Annotated in this window: 15 protein-coding genes; 4 read left to right on the top strand and 11 right to left on the bottom strand. The window is 50.5% G+C overall.

Annotated features, from left to right (window positions below):
• Positions 1 to 55 precede the first annotated feature (55 nt).
• The 8 genes from AC0YNS_RS03865 to AC0YNS_RS03830 form a co-directional block, all read right to left on the bottom strand.
• A complete protein-coding gene (locus AC0YNS_RS03865) occupies positions 56 to 1,894 on the bottom strand; it encodes a cache domain-containing sensor histidine kinase (protein WP_475779693.1) in 1,839 nt (612 codons plus the stop codon).
• Positions 1,891 to 3,519, bottom strand: a complete 1,629-nt coding sequence (locus AC0YNS_RS03860; protein WP_475779692.1) for a response regulator — start codon at positions 3,517 to 3,519, stop codon at positions 1,891 to 1,893. The genes AC0YNS_RS03865 and AC0YNS_RS03860 overlap by 4 nt, the downstream gene beginning before the upstream one ends.
• A gap of 85 nt (positions 3,520 to 3,604) precedes the next feature.
• On the bottom strand, positions 3,605 to 4,069 hold the full coding sequence (locus AC0YNS_RS03855; protein WP_475779691.1) for a MaoC family dehydratase: 465 nt from the start codon (positions 4,067 to 4,069) through the stop codon (positions 3,605 to 3,607).
• Positions 4,070 to 4,090: 21 nt separating this feature from the next.
• Complete coding sequence (locus AC0YNS_RS03850) at positions 4,091 to 4,240, bottom strand: L-rhamnose mutarotase (protein WP_475779690.1); 150 nt, start codon at positions 4,238 to 4,240, stop codon at positions 4,091 to 4,093.
• 12 nt (positions 4,241 to 4,252) lie between these two features.
• Entirely contained in the window at positions 4,253 to 5,092 is an 840-nt protein-coding gene (locus tag AC0YNS_RS03845) for an amidohydrolase family protein (protein ID WP_475779689.1), read from the bottom strand.
• A 19-nt stretch (positions 5,093 to 5,111) separates the two neighbouring features.
• Positions 5,112 to 6,341, bottom strand: a complete 1,230-nt coding sequence (locus AC0YNS_RS03840) for a CaiB/BaiF CoA transferase family protein (protein WP_475779688.1) — start codon at positions 6,339 to 6,341, stop codon at positions 5,112 to 5,114.
• Positions 6,338 to 7,537, bottom strand: coding sequence for a CaiB/BaiF CoA transferase family protein (locus AC0YNS_RS03835; protein ID WP_475779687.1), 1,200 nt, complete (start codon positions 7,535 to 7,537; stop codon positions 6,338 to 6,340). The genes AC0YNS_RS03840 and AC0YNS_RS03835 overlap by 4 nt, the downstream gene beginning before the upstream one ends.
• Complete coding sequence (locus tag AC0YNS_RS03830; RefSeq protein WP_475779686.1) at positions 7,534 to 8,691, bottom strand: ABC transporter substrate-binding protein; 1,158 nt, start codon at positions 8,689 to 8,691, stop codon at positions 7,534 to 7,536. Before AC0YNS_RS03830 ends, AC0YNS_RS03835 begins: the two co-directional genes overlap by 4 nt.
• A 520-nt stretch (positions 8,692 to 9,211) precedes the next feature.
• Between AC0YNS_RS03830 and AC0YNS_RS03825 the strand changes: the two genes are divergently transcribed.
• Positions 9,212 to 9,919, top strand: coding sequence for a FadR/GntR family transcriptional regulator (locus tag AC0YNS_RS03825; RefSeq protein WP_475779685.1), 708 nt, complete (start codon positions 9,212 to 9,214; stop codon positions 9,917 to 9,919).
• Between the two features lie 182 nt (positions 9,920 to 10,101).
• Here AC0YNS_RS03825 and AC0YNS_RS03820 read toward each other — a convergent pair whose 3' ends face one another.
• From AC0YNS_RS03820 to AC0YNS_RS03810, 3 genes are all read right to left on the bottom strand, one after another.
• Complete coding sequence (locus AC0YNS_RS03820; protein WP_475779684.1) at positions 10,102 to 10,869, bottom strand: class I SAM-dependent methyltransferase; 768 nt, start codon at positions 10,867 to 10,869, stop codon at positions 10,102 to 10,104.
• A 165-nt stretch (positions 10,870 to 11,034) separates the two neighbouring features.
• Positions 11,035 to 11,793, bottom strand: a complete 759-nt coding sequence (locus tag AC0YNS_RS03815) for a ThiF family adenylyltransferase (RefSeq protein ID WP_475779683.1) — start codon at positions 11,791 to 11,793, stop codon at positions 11,035 to 11,037.
• Complete coding sequence (locus AC0YNS_RS03810) at positions 11,793 to 12,401, bottom strand: N-acyl amino acid synthase FeeM domain-containing protein (protein WP_475779682.1); 609 nt, start codon at positions 12,399 to 12,401, stop codon at positions 11,793 to 11,795. The genes AC0YNS_RS03815 and AC0YNS_RS03810 overlap by 1 nt, the downstream gene beginning before the upstream one ends.
• Before the next feature lie 327 nt (positions 12,402 to 12,728).
• Here AC0YNS_RS03810 and AC0YNS_RS03805 point away from each other — a divergent pair, with 327 nt between their 5' ends.
• From AC0YNS_RS03805 to AC0YNS_RS03795, 3 genes are all read left to right on the top strand, one after another.
• Complete coding sequence (locus AC0YNS_RS03805; protein ID WP_475779681.1) at positions 12,729 to 13,931, top strand: HD-GYP domain-containing protein; 1,203 nt, start codon at positions 12,729 to 12,731, stop codon at positions 13,929 to 13,931.
• A 171-nt stretch (positions 13,932 to 14,102) separates the two neighbouring features.
• Positions 14,103 to 14,627, top strand: coding sequence for a hypothetical protein (locus tag AC0YNS_RS03800; RefSeq protein WP_475779680.1), 525 nt, complete (start codon positions 14,103 to 14,105; stop codon positions 14,625 to 14,627).
• A gap of 92 nt (positions 14,628 to 14,719) precedes the next feature.
• Positions 14,720 to 15,178, top strand: a complete 459-nt coding sequence (locus tag AC0YNS_RS03795; protein WP_475779679.1) for a hypothetical protein — start codon at positions 14,720 to 14,722, stop codon at positions 15,176 to 15,178.
• Positions 15,179 to 15,217: the final 39 nt, after the last annotated feature.

The following is a 15,217-nucleotide window of genomic DNA, read 5'->3' as shown; positions in this document are numbered from 1 at the left end:
CCAGTAATCAGTGAGGTTGTTTGGTTAGTCGGTTGGTTGCTCGCGATTCCGGTCATCACGAAGCCGCATTGTCATAGATCGCGGGAATGGTCATGAATACTTTCGTCTCGACCCCTTCCTTGCTTTGCACTTCAATGCCGTATCGTTCGCCAAAATGCAGCCTGATCCGCTTGTTCACATTGTTCAGCCCGATCCCCTTCGATGCCCGATCCCCATTCAATTGGGATTGAATCTTCCGATTGACTTCGATCACTTTATCCGCTGCCATACCGCCGCATGTGTCATGCACAACGACAAGCAAATCTCCGCCATGCTCGGAGACCGAGATTTGAATGACCCCTTTATGCATCTCGCCATGGATCAGCGCGTTCTCGATGGAAGGCTGAATCATGAATCGGAGCGTCTGGCATTGCAGCAGCTGCTCCGGCACGTCAAACTCGAACCTCATTTCCTCGCCGTACCTGAAATTCATGATGTTGATATAACTCTGAACGAACGCGATTTCCTCTTTAATCGACCAGAGTGGCGAAGGATCATAGTAAATCGGCCTAAGCATATTACCTAAGCTGGTCATGCACTCCATGATGTTAGGTGCCTTGGCGATAGCCGCCATCCACTTCACGGTATTCAGCGTGTTGTACAAGAAGTGAGGATTAATCTGGGATTGGAGCGCTTCGATCTCTAGCTGGCGCTTCGTCTTCTCGGTCTCCTCATTCTGATTCATCAGCTCCAGAATACCGGTAGACATGCTGTTGAACTGCTCGATCAGCAGTCCGATTTCTTTATTGGACGCTTGCGGCAAGGTCATGCCGATGTTCCCTCGGCCGACATTCTTCATCCCTTTAATCAGCTGATGCAGCGATTTCATAATGCGGTCCATCCATAACGATGCGAAGACGACGATCAGAATGAGCGACAGCAGGAAGACCGCAGCCGTAAATCGCCCAATCTGGCTAATATCTTTCGTATACAGCTCGGTTGGCACCTCATTCACCAAGGTCCAGCCGGTTTCTTTCATCCGATAATAAATAATTTGTTCATGCGTTCCGGCCCGGCTATCTGCGAAACTGCCGAATGCATGCTCCGGCGTGAGCTTGGTGATGAACGGATACGTCCGATCGATCGTATCCTCAATCGTGCTTGAAATCACTTTGCCGTAGCGATCAATGATATGCATGGAGCCGCCTGGCGTGCTCTGCAAACTTCCATAGCCGGAATTGAAATACCGCTCATTCACATTAAAGACGAGCTCTGCGCTCATCTGACTGCCCCCGATCCATCTGACGCCGCGCAGCGAAGAGATGACTCTGGAATTGGACAGCCCATCCGGAATCGAGCTGCGCATAAAGTCAATCGTCTCCAAGCCGCCTGTCCAGATCGTTTGCGGGAAACTGGATTTCACTTGCTCGTACAACGGAGTAGCGTAGAACGGATAATTCTTGCCTACCTCCGCCGTACTCTGATTCTGAGAAAGCGTTCCCCCGATAACCGTGCCGTTCTCAGCGAAGATATACACCGAATCCAAATAATTATAAGTCGTTAAATATTGATTGATCCGATCCATAATGTCGCGTTCCAGCGCAATAAATTCGAGGTGCGAGAGCTTGTCGCTTTGCAGAAACGACTGGACCTTCGTTTCCATGAGGAAGGTCTTCGACAGCTTATCCACCTCATGGAGTAAAGTAAGCGTATTCATTTCAATCTGACGAAATTGCGATAAGGTGGTCTCCTGTGTTCTCGTTTGGAAAATATCCAGTGTTTTCTTATAGCTGTAATAGGAGCTGACGGACAGGACAAGCAGCGTAACCGCCATAAAGGAGAAAATCAGCTGTGCCTTGAGCGAGATGCCGGAGAGTCTAAACTTGAACCTCAACTTCGATGCTTTAGCGATCATTTGTCCTCCGCCTCCGCCGTGCCTGTCCAGTCATTGATCCACAATCTGCGAAAGCCGTTCGGCCTGACGCCTGTGTGCTTCTTGAAGGCGCGGCTGAAGTAGCTGTCATCGGTAAATCCGACCTGCTGCGCCACCTCATAGGATCGGAGATTGGTGCCGAGCAGCAGCTCCTTCGCTTTCTCCAAGCGAATGCGGTTGAGATATTCGGAGAAATTCATTTGCAGCTCTTTCTTGAACAATACGCTTAAGTAGTTCGGCGTCAGTTCCAAGTACTGCGCAATTTGCTGCAAGGAGATATCCTCGTGGAATCGATCTTGAATGAACCTTACGGCACGCGCAATGTCTTTGCTCAGCTGCTTCTTGATGCCGCCTCTGGAGATGATTTCGGTTAGAAATTTACTATAAGCTGTCGCTGCTTCATCCAGCGTTTCGCATTTCTGCATCTCTTCCCCATAGGTGGAGACAAGCGCTGTTACTTCGGATTCGCTAAGCGAAGCAGTGACGGATGGGCAGTGCAGCAGCCTGACGAACAGCTTCCTGATATCCTGCTCATGGCTCAGCCTACCGGATGTGAGGAAGGATTGCACAATGGCTTCCACATCCTTCTGTGCCGCTTCTTCGATCATCGACCATTTCTCATGAAACTGCTGCAGCTTCCTGCGCACGAGCTCCTCGGTCGCATCGGAATCTACATCACGGAGAAACAGCAATCGCTCCGTGCCATAGAAGAATTTCTGCGCAACCGCTCGTTCGCTTTCCTTGTAAAGCGTGTGCAGCGACGCGTATCCGCTCTTCATCCCGCTCACGCCGAACGTTGCGGAAATGTTGAAGAACCGACTCAGCACCTTCTGGATCTGGGTCATAATCCCGATCATTTCCTCGCGAATTTGATATTCGCTCGCGATATCACGGAAGCTGAAGATGAAGAGATATCGCTTGTCTTCATCGGATACGACCTCGCCGCGCTGCGACTGCACGAGCAGCTCATTCAAGACATTCAAGAAGGTAACGCGTATCAGCTCGCCCTTCTCGTCATTGAATTTCGTCTGCACCAGCTCGAAATGATCGATTTCCATCATCGAAACGATGAGCCGCTCCGGGTTCAGCCGCAGCTTCAATTGATCGATATGATGAACGAACTCGTCTTTGGAGTAGAGATGGTAGAAGACGAAGTTCTTGATAATGTTTTCCTTCAGCAGATCCGGGTTACGGATGATCCCTTTGGATGAACCGAGCGTCATCTGCGTGCCAAGCTCCTCGCGCACACGCATCAGCACATGATGGATCTCCTCCTCCGTCATCGTCAGCTTCAGAATATAACTGGAGATGCCAAGCTGCATGGCCTGGCGAATTAAGTCAAAATCCTCCATGCACGACAAGATGACAATACGGGTCTGCGCATCCTGCTCCCGAATCTTCTTGATGAGCTCAATCCCGCCCATGATCGGCATGCGAAGGTCGGTAATGATGACGTCCGGTCGCACGCTGTTCGTGTAATATTCCCACGCTTCCCTGCCATTGGCCGCATCAGCGCATACGGTCATCCCGTAATTGTCCCATTGCACGGAGTTTTTGAATCCCAAACGTACGAGCATTTCGTCTTCAACAATCATGACGTTGAACATGCAGAAGCCTCCTAGCCCCTCTGATGGTGCTGCAAGCCTACCATACTATTTTGTCTGGCAGATGGTCAATCGTTTCTACTGTACGCTAGATTTCCGTATATAGGGAAGCCGGTTTATTTCTGTTAACCAGCAGCAGATGGTCACAGACCAGAACGGTTTCGTTATTCTGATTGAGGACCTCCACATGTTCCACAACGACGCCGTATTCCGGACGTTTCGGATAATCACGCTTCTCCGAGATGGTAATGCGCACCGAGATCGTATCCCCAATAAACACCGGCTTGGTGAAACGCAGCTTGTCGTACCCATAGGAGAACGCCTCCGGATTCAGTTCACCTGCTGACATTCCGACACCGACACTGAACACCAACGTGCCGTGAGCGATTCGCTGGCCGAACGGTTGCGTTTTGCACCATTCGGCATCCATATGATGCGGATAGAAATCTCCGGTTTGGCCGGCATGCAGCACAATATCCGTCTCCGTGATCGTGCGTCCGAACGTGCTTCTTGCTGTCCCAATCTCGTAATCGTCGTAAAATAAGCTTCTCATCGTAATCGTTCCTCCTAAGTGTTAGTCCAGATGTAATACTTCTTCCATGTCCGCCAACCATTCGCCTTGGCACTCCAGCACATCCAGCCAAACCGCTGCATGCAGACGCTTGAATTCCTCCAGCATCTCAGGCTTCACTTGGATTACACTGCCATATCGCTGTATACGCACATGCTTCCCGGTCTATTTGATTTGATAAAATTTCGCTGCAGTACCGCCGAGGATCGCATCCCGCTCCGCTTCCGAATAAGCGGCGATAGCGCGGTTCGTTTCTCTCCATACTTTGCCGTAAGTACCGGCTAAGTTCGCAACCGGCCAATCGCTGCCGAACATGAGGCGATCTGCACCGAACTGTTCCTTAGCGTAATCGATGTATGGCTGCAAATCCTCGGCCGACCAATTGTCGTGATCTGCGGCTGTATTCAGCCCCGACACCTTGGCGTAGACATTCTCGAACTGCGCGGCTCGCGCGAGCTGCTCCGCCCACTCGCCCATCGTTCTGTCTTTTATGGGCGGTTTGGCCAGATGATCGATGACGATTCTGAGGTTCGGTACTTCCTTGGCCAGACGCGGAGCATGCTTGAGATGATCCGGGAATACGGCCACGAGATCGAAAGTGAGGTCGTAGGAGGCAAGCACGCGGAGACCATCAATCACGGAATCGCGAATGATATAGTCCGGATCCTTCTCTTCGTGGATTAAGTGACGGACGCCTTTGAAATAGGGGTTATGCTTCAATTGCTTCAGTTTCTTATCTGCGATATCAGGGATATTGAGCGGCACCCAGCCCACGACCCCGGCCACCCAATCCTTCTCCTCCGCAACTTGCAGCATATATTCCGTATCCTCGTAGCTGTTCATCGCTTGTACGATTACGGTCTTATCAATGCCCGCTTCCTTAAGGAGCGGTTCCAGCTCTGGCGCCTCGATTGTGCGGCAAATCGTGCCGAATGCAGGATCAAGCCACGGATAAGCGACCTTCTCCAAATGCCAAAAGTGTTGGTGCGCGTCGATTTTCATCATCTTTGTGCGACATCCTCCTTTAAGGTGTTGGATCCATCAACTGTTTCCGGATTGCTGCTGTATCTTCGCCCACCTTCGGTGAGCCTTTCGCTGACCTAAACTGTATGCCGTCTATGCGAATCGGACAGCAAGTTGTCCGCATCGTGGTTCCGTTGCCGCGCGTGATGGATTGCACCATATTCAGCCCTTGAACATGTTCCTCCTCCAGCAGCTGCCGCCAATTCAGCACCGTTGCAGCTTCGTATCCGATGGGCTCAAGCGCTTCGGTTAACTGCTGCGACGTCATGGTGTGGGCGGCGAGCAGGTAGGATTCTGGGGATGCAGCATTTACTGCATTTGCAGCATTTGCAGCAACTTCGTTTGCATCGTTTGCATCGTTTTCTGCCTCAGCTGCTTCTTGCTCCCGCGGCAGCACAGTGACGTAGCCATTACTCGTGGCATAGATGCCGCTGTTAGGTATGGCAATGTGTGAGGATTGGGATTGGGATTGGGAGTGCGACTGGGACTCCGGCTGAAATTGCGGCTTTGTCTTCTCATCTTCGCGATTCATATACGCAGTCAGCGACTCTACTTGTAGATCAAGCGCCGATTCCAGCAAGCTGACCTCTACTCTCGCTCCGACTCCGGTAACTGCTCTTCGCACAAGGCAGCTTAATAGGCCTTGAACCAGATGCGCACCGGCAATCATATCCGTAACCGCGAGCCCGAGCGGCATTGGCGATCCGCGGCGGAGACCTCCTTCATTCGTCAATCCGGACATCGATTGTACGAGCAAATCCTGACCCGGCTTGCCTACCCACGGACCTTCGTTCCCGTAGCCTGTAATTTCTCCATAGACAATGGCTGGATTAATCGCCTTGACGGCATCGTAATGAAGACCCAGCCGTTCCATGACACCCGGGCGGAAGTTCTGTATGAGCACATCCGCTTGCCGGATTAGCGCATGCACTTCGGCTGCATCGATCGGATCGCGCAGATCGGCGGCGAAGCTCTCTTTGTTGCGGTTGATCGAATGGAACAGCGTGCTGTCTCCGTCCAGCTCCATATTGGAGATATACAAGCTTCGGCAAATATCTCCGCTGCCTGCCCGCTCCACTTTGATCACGCGTGCGCCAAGGTCAGCCAGCCTTAGCGCGGCGGAAGGAGCAGACAGAAACTGCCCAAAATCAAGTACGAGCATCCCTTCCAATGGTCGTTGAAGCATCATTGCACCAGGCTCGGTTTCGCTCTTGCTGCTGAAGTCGATCAAGCTCTCTCGCCTCCGTTAGGCTCCTGTTGTCCCTCGGGAGACTGTGCATCGCGCAGTTGAAATTCCTGCTCGATTGCCGCATTGTGCTCCCCCACCTTCGGTGCCGCATTCGTATCGAATAGCCGCTCGCCATTGATTCGAATCGGACAACGCGTCGTCTGAAGTCGGCGGCCGCCATCTTCATGCCCTACTTCTTGAACCATGCCAAGCGCCTTAAATCCTTCATGCGCAAACAAACGCTCCCACGTCAGCACATCGGCGCACCAATAATCCGCCGGCTCCAATATTTGCAGCCACTCTTCGGTGCTGCGCGTCCGGATATGTGCTACGAGAATTTGTTTAATCTCATCTCGCTGCGTAAACCACCTCTTCGAATCTTGAAAAGCTGTCAGCGACTCGCACGCCAACAGCTCACCCAGCCGCACAACGGAGCCCATCGCAAGTGCCAAATAGCCATTCTTCGTTTCGTAGATCCCATAAGGTGCTCCCAAATATGCATGCGCATTGTTCACCGCACTTCGCTGGGGAAGCTCCCCGCCGTCGTTTAAGTGTGTCGTCAGTACTTCAAACTGGAGATCCAGCGCGGATTCCAGAAGGCTGACCTCCACTCGTCCCCCTTGACCGGTTCGGCCTCTGCGCACTAGGCAGGCTAGAATCCCTTGCACCAGATGAGCACCTGCGAACATGTCCGCGACCGCGAGCCCGAAAGGTACGGGCGGCTGATCCGCATTCCCGTTCAGCCATGCGAGTCCTGATAATGATTGGATCAACAGGTCTTGCCCGGGCTTATCCCGCCAAGGTCCTTCCTGACCATAACCTGTCACAGAGGCATATACGATGCCGCTGTTCAACCCCTTGACCGCATCATAACCAAGACCAAGCTTCTCCATGGTCCCCGGCCGAAAATTCTCAATCAGCACATCCGCTCGCGCAATCAATGCCTTTACACTTGCTGCATCCTCACTGTCCTTCAAGTTCGCCGCATAGCTCTCTTTTCCCCGATTAATCGTATGAAACAGCATACTGTCGCCGTCCACCATCTGATTCTTGATCGACAGCTGCCTATTCAATTCTCCAGTCCCCGGCTTCTCGATCTTGATGACCCGCGCACCCAAATCACCGAGCCTCAGCGCAGCCGAAGGTCCGGCCAGAAACTGACTGAAATCCAATACCAGCAGCCCTTCTAATGGTTTCATTTCGCCGCCTCCATTCTGGATGATCGGTAAAGCTTATTAAGGCGTTCTAGTACTTCCTGCGGCCGCCCGCCGGAAATGATATAATCGCGAACCGCGTCGCCCGCATGGTCTTGGAAATCCAAGTATCCGCTGTAGCGCGGCCTCAAGTAGGCGCGGTCAAGTGCCGGTAATGTAGCCTGGAAATAGCTATTCGTGCGCCGATTGAGCTCTTCGTCAACCCAAGCAGCACGGTGTCCAGGCTGACCACCATTCTCCGCGAATACGGTTCGCTGAATCACCGGGCTAGCCATGTAGGCAGCATATTCGACCGCCAGATCGATATTCGCGCATCGTGCCGAGACGCCGATTCCCGTTCCGCCAAGCGTGGACCGAAGCGGCCCGTATGAACCGAGCGACACCATATCGGCAAAATGAAGCAAATACCGCGCATACCCAACACGAGCGTAATTGGAGTAACCATAAGCGAACGGGCAATAAGCGATTTGATCCCCCGAGGACATGGCTTCGTATACTCGGATCGGATTCCATTGCAGCATCTCTTCGGGGCATAGAGCCGTTAATTCGCGAAGCAGCTCCAATGCTCGGACGCCGGTTTCCTCGCTCACTACTTGTTCGCTGTTGTTGCTGCAAGGTTCCTCACCCTGCGTGACGCAGAGCATATAGAAATTCATTAACGTATCGACCGGAATCCCTGCAAAAGCAACCCTGCCCTTCTTCGCTAATGCTAACAGCTCATCCCATGTCTGCGGCACCTCTTCGTCTGAAGCCGCAAGTAAATCCTGCCGATACGAAGCTACCGGAGTCGCTGCATCTACGGCGAACGCTGTCTGCACACCATCGAAGCGGTAGCTCTCATGCGAGCGACCGACCGAATTTATCGCTTGATCGGCGAGAAAAGCCGCCGACACATGCTGCTCCAGCGGAACGAGGATTCCTTTATCCGCTGCGAAACCCGCCCATGGATGATCGATAATGAGCAGGTCATACCGCTCGGCCAGCCGCTCGATTGGAGCATCTGCGAATTCCTGCAGCGACCTTTTCTCCCAAGTGATTTCCACGCCTGGATGCGTTTCCATAAAACGCTGCGCGGTCGCCACCTTCGGCACATACCCTCTGCTATGGTTCCATGTAATGCCTCTTAATGTTGTCGTCAATTTGTCATCACCTTTCATCATGATTGACTAGTAATAGCGCGGTACTCTGGTAGTACCACGATTGATGGATTGATGGATTGATGGATTGATGGATTGATGGATTGATGGATTGATGGATTGATGGATTGAGTACATATAAATTTAGAGATTAATGAATGGGATACTGGATGACTGGATGACTGGTTGGATGGTTGGATGGTTGGATGGCTGGATGGCTGGTTGGTTGGATCGATAGCTGGATGTCTCGATGCCTGGTTGGTTGGATGGATAGCTGGATCGATATCTGGATGACTCGATGCCTGGTTGGATGGCTGGATAGCTGGATAACTTGCGGATGACTGACTGAATGGCTAATTGGCTAATTGGCTGACTGGCTGTTCTTTACTCGGTTTCTGTTTCGTGTTAAGCTTTTTCCAAGCTCGGTTCTCTGGTAGTACCACGAGACCAGCGTATCACGAACCATGATCATCCATCAATGTTAATTTTCAATCCCATGTGCCAATTAAGGAGACTACCTCTCATGATACAGATTGAACCTGTCAAACGACTCACGGTTACCGAACAAATTATGGAGCAGATCGCCCAGCTGATTACGAACGGTCATCTTGAGCCTGGTGCGCAGCTGCCTAACGAGCGAGATCTGGCCGAGCGGTTCAGCGTTACCCGCGGGCGTGTCCGCGAGGCGCTTCGAGCTCTTGCACTTATCGGCCTCATCACCATCAAAGCGGGTGAAGGCAGCTTTGTGAATAAACAGGAAGAGCCGATTCCTTCGGACACGATTGCATGGATGTTCCATCGGGAGAAGCATAACCTCGATGAGGTTTATGCGGCTAGGCAGCTTATTGAAACCGAGGTTTACCTTTCCGCCGCCGGACAGCTCACCGAGGAGGAGCTTGCTTTGCTTGACAGTAAGCTCGCCCATATGACCGAGTCGGTTCATATGGAGGCGGATGCTTTTCTCCAGCTGCTTGATGATTTCGACCTTCGCATCGGCGAACGCTCCGACAATCGAATCTTCAACAAGCTGATGCAAATGAGCATTCACCTCAGACGAGAAACGAGCCTGAAGCTGCTCCGCGTACCGGGAGCCAAAGAAAACAGCGTCAAGCAGCGGTCCGCCATACTCGCCGCGCTTACCTCGCGTGATAAGAAACAGCTGAACGCCGCACTCAAGGGGCTGTTCACTTCCTCGAAGCAGTTCTACGCGAACATTATGAAAACCGACTAAGGGGGTGCATGCCCCCTCTCTTTCGTATCCACCGCCCTCTATCTGCAGCTGAGAGTCGCCACATCCGACTCTCGATAAGCCGCCACTACTCCCCCCACCAACTCGGCGACTAAGATTCACCTCACCATAAAAAAGGGCCGCTCCAAAAGCCACAACCCCGCTTTTGAATCAGCCCTCATCTTTTATTTCCTTATCGCCTCGTACACATAGCTCTGCTTCCCATTACTTGGAGCCCGGCCATACTCGTAATCTGCCGACACGACCACATCCGTGAAACCGATACTCTCCAGCACGAGCTTAAACTCGTGAACGCCGTACCACCGCAAGGCAAAACGCTGCAGCTCCGTCTCGATCAAAGCACCCTTGCGCCACTTCTCGTATTTCAATAAGGACACTTTGTACTGATCAAAGAAGTTCGCTTCCAGCAGCTTGCCCTCCATCGTGATCAGATCCCCATCCGGCAAATGAAAGGTCGATGATCCGCTGAACCCACCACTTTCAAAATGAGTATCCGGCAGAAATAGATCCACCAACAGTCTGCCGCCCGGCTGCAGATGCTCATACAACCGCTTTAACGCGGCAATAGATTGCTCTCGATTCTCAATTAATAAGAACGAGCCGGCTGGTATAATGATCGCTTCATAGCGATCGGGCAAGTCAAGCTCTACGAGATTGGATTCGAATAATCTGACGTTCAGCCCTCGGTCTTCGCACCGTTTGCGGCAAGATGCCAGCATTTCGGGTGAATAATCCACGCCGTCAACAGGCATTCCCGCCTCCAGCAGAGGAATAATGACGCGCCCCGAACCCACCATAGCTTCGAGAATTTTCCCTTTGCAAGAGCTCAGCCGTTCTTGATAATATTCCAGATCGCCGCCTATAGACTGACCGACCCGCTTCGTTAAATCATAAACCTCGGTACATAATTTCCCATAATAGCTATACGACATCGATTCTTCCCTCCATGAGTTTGCATTGTTCACGAAAGGGACTCATTTTGGATTATCCCTTCCGCACCGTTTTGTTCAGGAATGGACGCATTTGCATAAGAATCACTCACCTTCATTAAATTAATTCAACTATATGCGCAAGGTAATTTTTGGTCAATATTAAAACTACATTTCAAATTGCAATTGAAAAGATTCCGGCACAAGCAGCGGCTTCTTCCTGCCTAGCAGATGGAGAACAAGCTGCGATACGAGCACACCCGGACCTAAGGCTTGGCCGACGCTGATCGTTGGGATCGTCCTATTCGTCAGCCATTCTTGGAGATGGGCAGCCGTCACGTAAGAAGGCAGCTTATCCGCATAGCTGGACGGCGGGAATGTTGCGCCTATCAACTGCTCGATCGGCATATCTTCCGAGATGCCGGCGATTTGTTCGAGCGTCATCCCATCCGGTGCAAATGTGAGTACGGTAGTGCCAAACCCAAGCGCCGCTGCCGTAATAATATACTTGCCATGGCTGCGGGCTGCGCGGTGCAGCGCAACCGCATCGGGAAAGGCGAAATAATCGATCGCATCGATGACATAATCAGCATCTTGAACGAATTCGCCAACGTTTGCTTCCGAGACGCCGTTTGGATATTCAATAATTTCGAGGTCCGGGTTAATAGCCAGCAGATGATTTTTGAGTGCAGTCACTTTGGATATACCGACGGTATGATAGGTTGCTGCGCACTGCCGGTTAATGTTGGAAATATCAAAAGTGTCGGGATCCGCCAACAGGAGGCGACCAATTCCCATTCGCGCAAGCAGTTCAGCCGAGAAGCCGCCAATGCAGCCGCAGCCGGCAATCGCAATGGTCGAATGCTGAAGCTTGTCCATGTCGATTTCAGACATAATGCCTAAATTACGGGTAAATTGCTCTTTCATTAATTAAGCACCTCCAAATAGCGAGTTTCCTGTTCAACTAAATAATCGTATAGCGCAGGACGCTCTTCTCTAACCGTCTTCAATACATCATCCAGCACGAGAACGCATGGGATCGTATTCGAGCCCAGATAGACGCGTGATTCTCCGATAAGTCGGAATGGGAATTTGAAAATCCGATTCATATAATTATAGACTCTCTCATCAACGCAGCAAACCCAGTGGGTAATGCCAATATGAAGTGAATGTTGCAAGGCAGTCTTCAGCAAGCCAAGCGCTACGTCATGTGCAGGCAATTTAGTAAATGCGCTCAGTTCGGCATACCGAATCAGATCAAGCTGTTGAAGTTTGATTCGCTCAATGTCAAAAATGCGAAAGTTTTGCAGAGTAGGCAACTCATCCAGCTTTTCGAAAATTAAACGGGTAACACCAACCACCTCATCCGAATCTATAGATTGCGAAGTAAAATAGGTAGAATTTGCTTGATAGGGATCTTTCTCGTTTTTTTTAAAAAAACCAACTTCAATATATCTTTCGACATGCAGCTTAATCGCTTTTTCACGTAATTTACCTCTTGCAACGCTGTAAAAGTATTGATTATCTGTTTTCATAAGTATAATCTCCCTTATTTTGGATTTTTGTACGATATTTCAGCAAAATAGTATGAAAAGTTCGGCTGCTTCTTTCTGCATTTGGTCTTTTATTGTCGAATGCTGAGTGATACACTGATTTTAATAATCTGTATATCTCATGCTGCGATTGAATGGCTCAAGGTTGTCGATTGCTATAGGACTTTTCTCTCCTCATCTATCATCTCCTAGTTCAAATGGATTATATATCCACTATACCAAAGGTTTGTCGTATTCATAGAGGTTATCAGGTGTACGTGATCGTATGATTTAAGAATTGGAGTCTACTACTCCGGATGGGATGGACGTATGCTGAGCGAACGAAAAAAACTACTGTCTTCGTACTACAAAACACATCAGCGAAATCTCAGCTTAAACATATTGAAGATTGCACTCATCTATTTGCTTCTAAGCATTGGATGGAATTCCGTTTTTCGTCTGCTCCATATGCCGTATTCGAGAGCCGAGATCAAATTTCTGCTCATTCCGGTTGCTATTCTGGTCGTTATACTAACGCTCAACCGGTTTATCAAAATCAAGCCGATCATTATGCAGCATGTCGTTCTATCCTTTAGTGTTCTTGTCATTTGCAGCTTATATTATGGGTCCGGTTACAGAGAGGCATGGGGCTATTTTCTAGTCATCCCTATTCTGGCGGGCATGTATGGTAATTTGAGAGTATTGTTCGTTTATTCGGCTGTTGGCTTTGTCATGATGCTCGGCGTAGATCTGAACCACCCTCTCGTTAGCGGCGTGTTTGACTCCATCGACATATCCAATCGGGCACTGCTTTATGTGGTCGTCGGAACATTCAGCTACTTGCTGCCGAAACAATTGGATCAGCTGTACAACAATCAAGTTAATCTGATTATTCATTCCATGGAAACAACGATTGAGCAGGTTGTCAAAACGTTCATTGTATCGATCGAGGCCAAAGACAGCTATACCTTCGGTCACAGCGAGCGAGTGAGCAAATATGCAGTCGAGCTGGCCGCAAGACTTCCCGAGTTTCAGGATAAGCAGCGTATGCAGACGCTTCGGTTATCCGGCTTGCTTCATGATATCGGAAAGATTAACATTCCCGAATCGGTGCTGACGAAAGCTGGGAAACTAACGGAGGAAGAATACGAGATCATTAAGTCGCATACGGTTGTCGGTGGCCGGATGGTGGAGAAAATTCCAGGTCTGGGACAATTAAAACCCGGCGTTCTCTATCATCATGAGCGGTGGGATGGAAAAGGGTATCCGACCGGAGCCGCAGGTCTTGATATTCCGCTTGAAGCAAGGATATTAAGCATAGCCGATACATTCGATGCTATAACATCAAGCCGGTCGTACCGCCAAGCCGCATCCGTTAACGATGCGATTGAACGAATCAAAGAGGCGTGCGGAACGCAATTCGATCCCGCATTAATTAGTATTATTGATGAAGTCGTGATGAGCTGGAGAAGAATATATAAAGAAAATAGCGAGGATCTATCGGAGTTTGAGACGCTGCTTGATTTGCCTTAGGTCGTGGATGACATGGAGAAAAGGGACAACCGGAGTTGCATCGGTTGTCCCTTTTTTGTTTTGTCACATGACACGGTTTTGCCCCTCAGCTTTGTTGTCCATGCTAACTATTGTAAGTGCCAACGCCACTCACCGGTACTGAGAAAATGCAAAAGGCGGTGCTCAATCACGATGGATTCTACGATGGATGCTTTAACCAGACAAGCTTATTCTACGCCGGCAGTCCGAGCGAACCTAGTCAACTCCGGCATGATTTCGCTGTATTGCGACTACTCCGGTTCCGAGCAGCATAATCATGCGGTTGCCTGCACGTTTGTTTTCAACCGAACCCTTCGCGTGCAGGCTAAGAGGCTCGAATATGATTATGCGCTCGGCTCCGATTATGGCGAACTGCAGGCGATTTATTACAGTCTGGAATGGCTTGCACATGCCTTAACAGAGGAACAGCTCCATCCCATGCCCAAATCTGCCGTTGTTTTCACCGATTGTCACGCCATAGAGCGGCTGCTCACGAAGGCTTATTTTGCCGATGCTCGCTATGCCGTGGTTCGAGATGCCATTCATGCAATCCTTAAGCGCTTGCGTGCCCAGCACCCGGAAATTGAGATCCGTATCACGCATATGCACCGTCATAAGACGAACAACGCCCTGCACCGCATGGCTCACAATGCCGCGCGAAAATGTATCGGTAAGTAAGGTTAGAAACTTTTCATATACCCCTGATTCAAGGCTGCTTGCGCGTATTGTATAGGCATACCATCTATTCTGCCAAATGGAGGAAGATCAATATGTCGCAAGAATCCTCTGCAGCCTCGGCGCGCAGCTTCACGGTTTCCGGAGAAATTTTCTCGATGCCCAATCTCGATATTTATGCCCAAATGACGTACATCGTGCTCAGTTCCGGCGCGTCAGACTCGTTATCCTTGAGCGTGCCTGACATGGCCCGCAAGGGCCGAATGACCATTAAGCAGGTCATTAAAGCCATGCAGGATCTTACCGAGCAGAAGCTGATCTCCCATAAAGTGTTTCGGCATTTAATCGGCGAATTTCAGGACGATCGACTGTCCTGGTCCGCGAAAGGGTTGCTCACCTACTGCAAGGAACATCCAAGCACTAGCGTAGCCGAGCTTATTGCCCTATCCGATCAATCCGATGAGAATGAGTCAACGATCCGCAAAGCGCTGCTTGAGCTGAAGCATGCCGGTTATTTGGAGGACTATCCGGAGCTTCGCCAAATCGCCACTTAACATTGGAGCGCATGCAGTCATGCCGCTTGCCCTACTGAC

This window comes from Paenibacillus sp. J22FR21 (genome assembly GCF_056269135.1).
This window is presented reverse-complemented; position numbering and strand designations above follow the sequence as displayed.

Excerpts from the sequence above, each read along its gene's own strand:
- AC0YNS_RS03865 (WP_475779693.1), bottom strand. The coding sequence starts at position 1,894 with ATGATCGCTAAAGCATCGAAGTTGAGGTTCAAGTTTAGACTCTCCGGC.
- AC0YNS_RS03860 (WP_475779692.1), bottom strand. The coding sequence starts at position 3,519 with ATGTTCAACGTCATGATTGTTGAAGACGAAATGCTCGTACGTTTGGGA.
- AC0YNS_RS03855 (WP_475779691.1), bottom strand. The coding sequence starts at position 4,069 with ATGAGAAGCTTATTTTACGACGATTACGAGATTGGGACAGCAAGAAGC.
- AC0YNS_RS03845 (WP_475779689.1), bottom strand. The coding sequence starts at position 5,092 with ATGATGAAAATCGACGCGCACCAACACTTTTGGCATTTGGAGAAGGTC.
- AC0YNS_RS03835 (WP_475779687.1), bottom strand. The coding sequence starts at position 7,537 with ATGAAACCATTAGAAGGGCTGCTGGTATTGGATTTCAGTCAGTTTCTG.
- AC0YNS_RS03825 (WP_475779685.1), top strand. The coding sequence starts at position 9,212 with ATGATACAGATTGAACCTGTCAAACGACTCACGGTTACCGAACAAATT.
- AC0YNS_RS03820 (WP_475779684.1), bottom strand. The coding sequence starts at position 10,869 with ATGTCGTATAGCTATTATGGGAAATTATGTACCGAGGTTTATGATTTA.
- AC0YNS_RS03815 (WP_475779683.1), bottom strand. The coding sequence starts at position 11,793 with ATGAAAGAGCAATTTACCCGTAATTTAGGCATTATGTCTGAAATCGAC.
- AC0YNS_RS03810 (WP_475779682.1), bottom strand. The coding sequence starts at position 12,401 with ATGAAAACAGATAATCAATACTTTTACAGCGTTGCAAGAGGTAAATTA.
- AC0YNS_RS03805 (WP_475779681.1), top strand. The coding sequence starts at position 12,729 with ATGCTGAGCGAACGAAAAAAACTACTGTCTTCGTACTACAAAACACAT.
- AC0YNS_RS03800 (WP_475779680.1), top strand. The coding sequence starts at position 14,103 with ATGGATTCTACGATGGATGCTTTAACCAGACAAGCTTATTCTACGCCG.
- AC0YNS_RS03795 (WP_475779679.1), top strand. The coding sequence starts at position 14,720 with ATGTCGCAAGAATCCTCTGCAGCCTCGGCGCGCAGCTTCACGGTTTCC.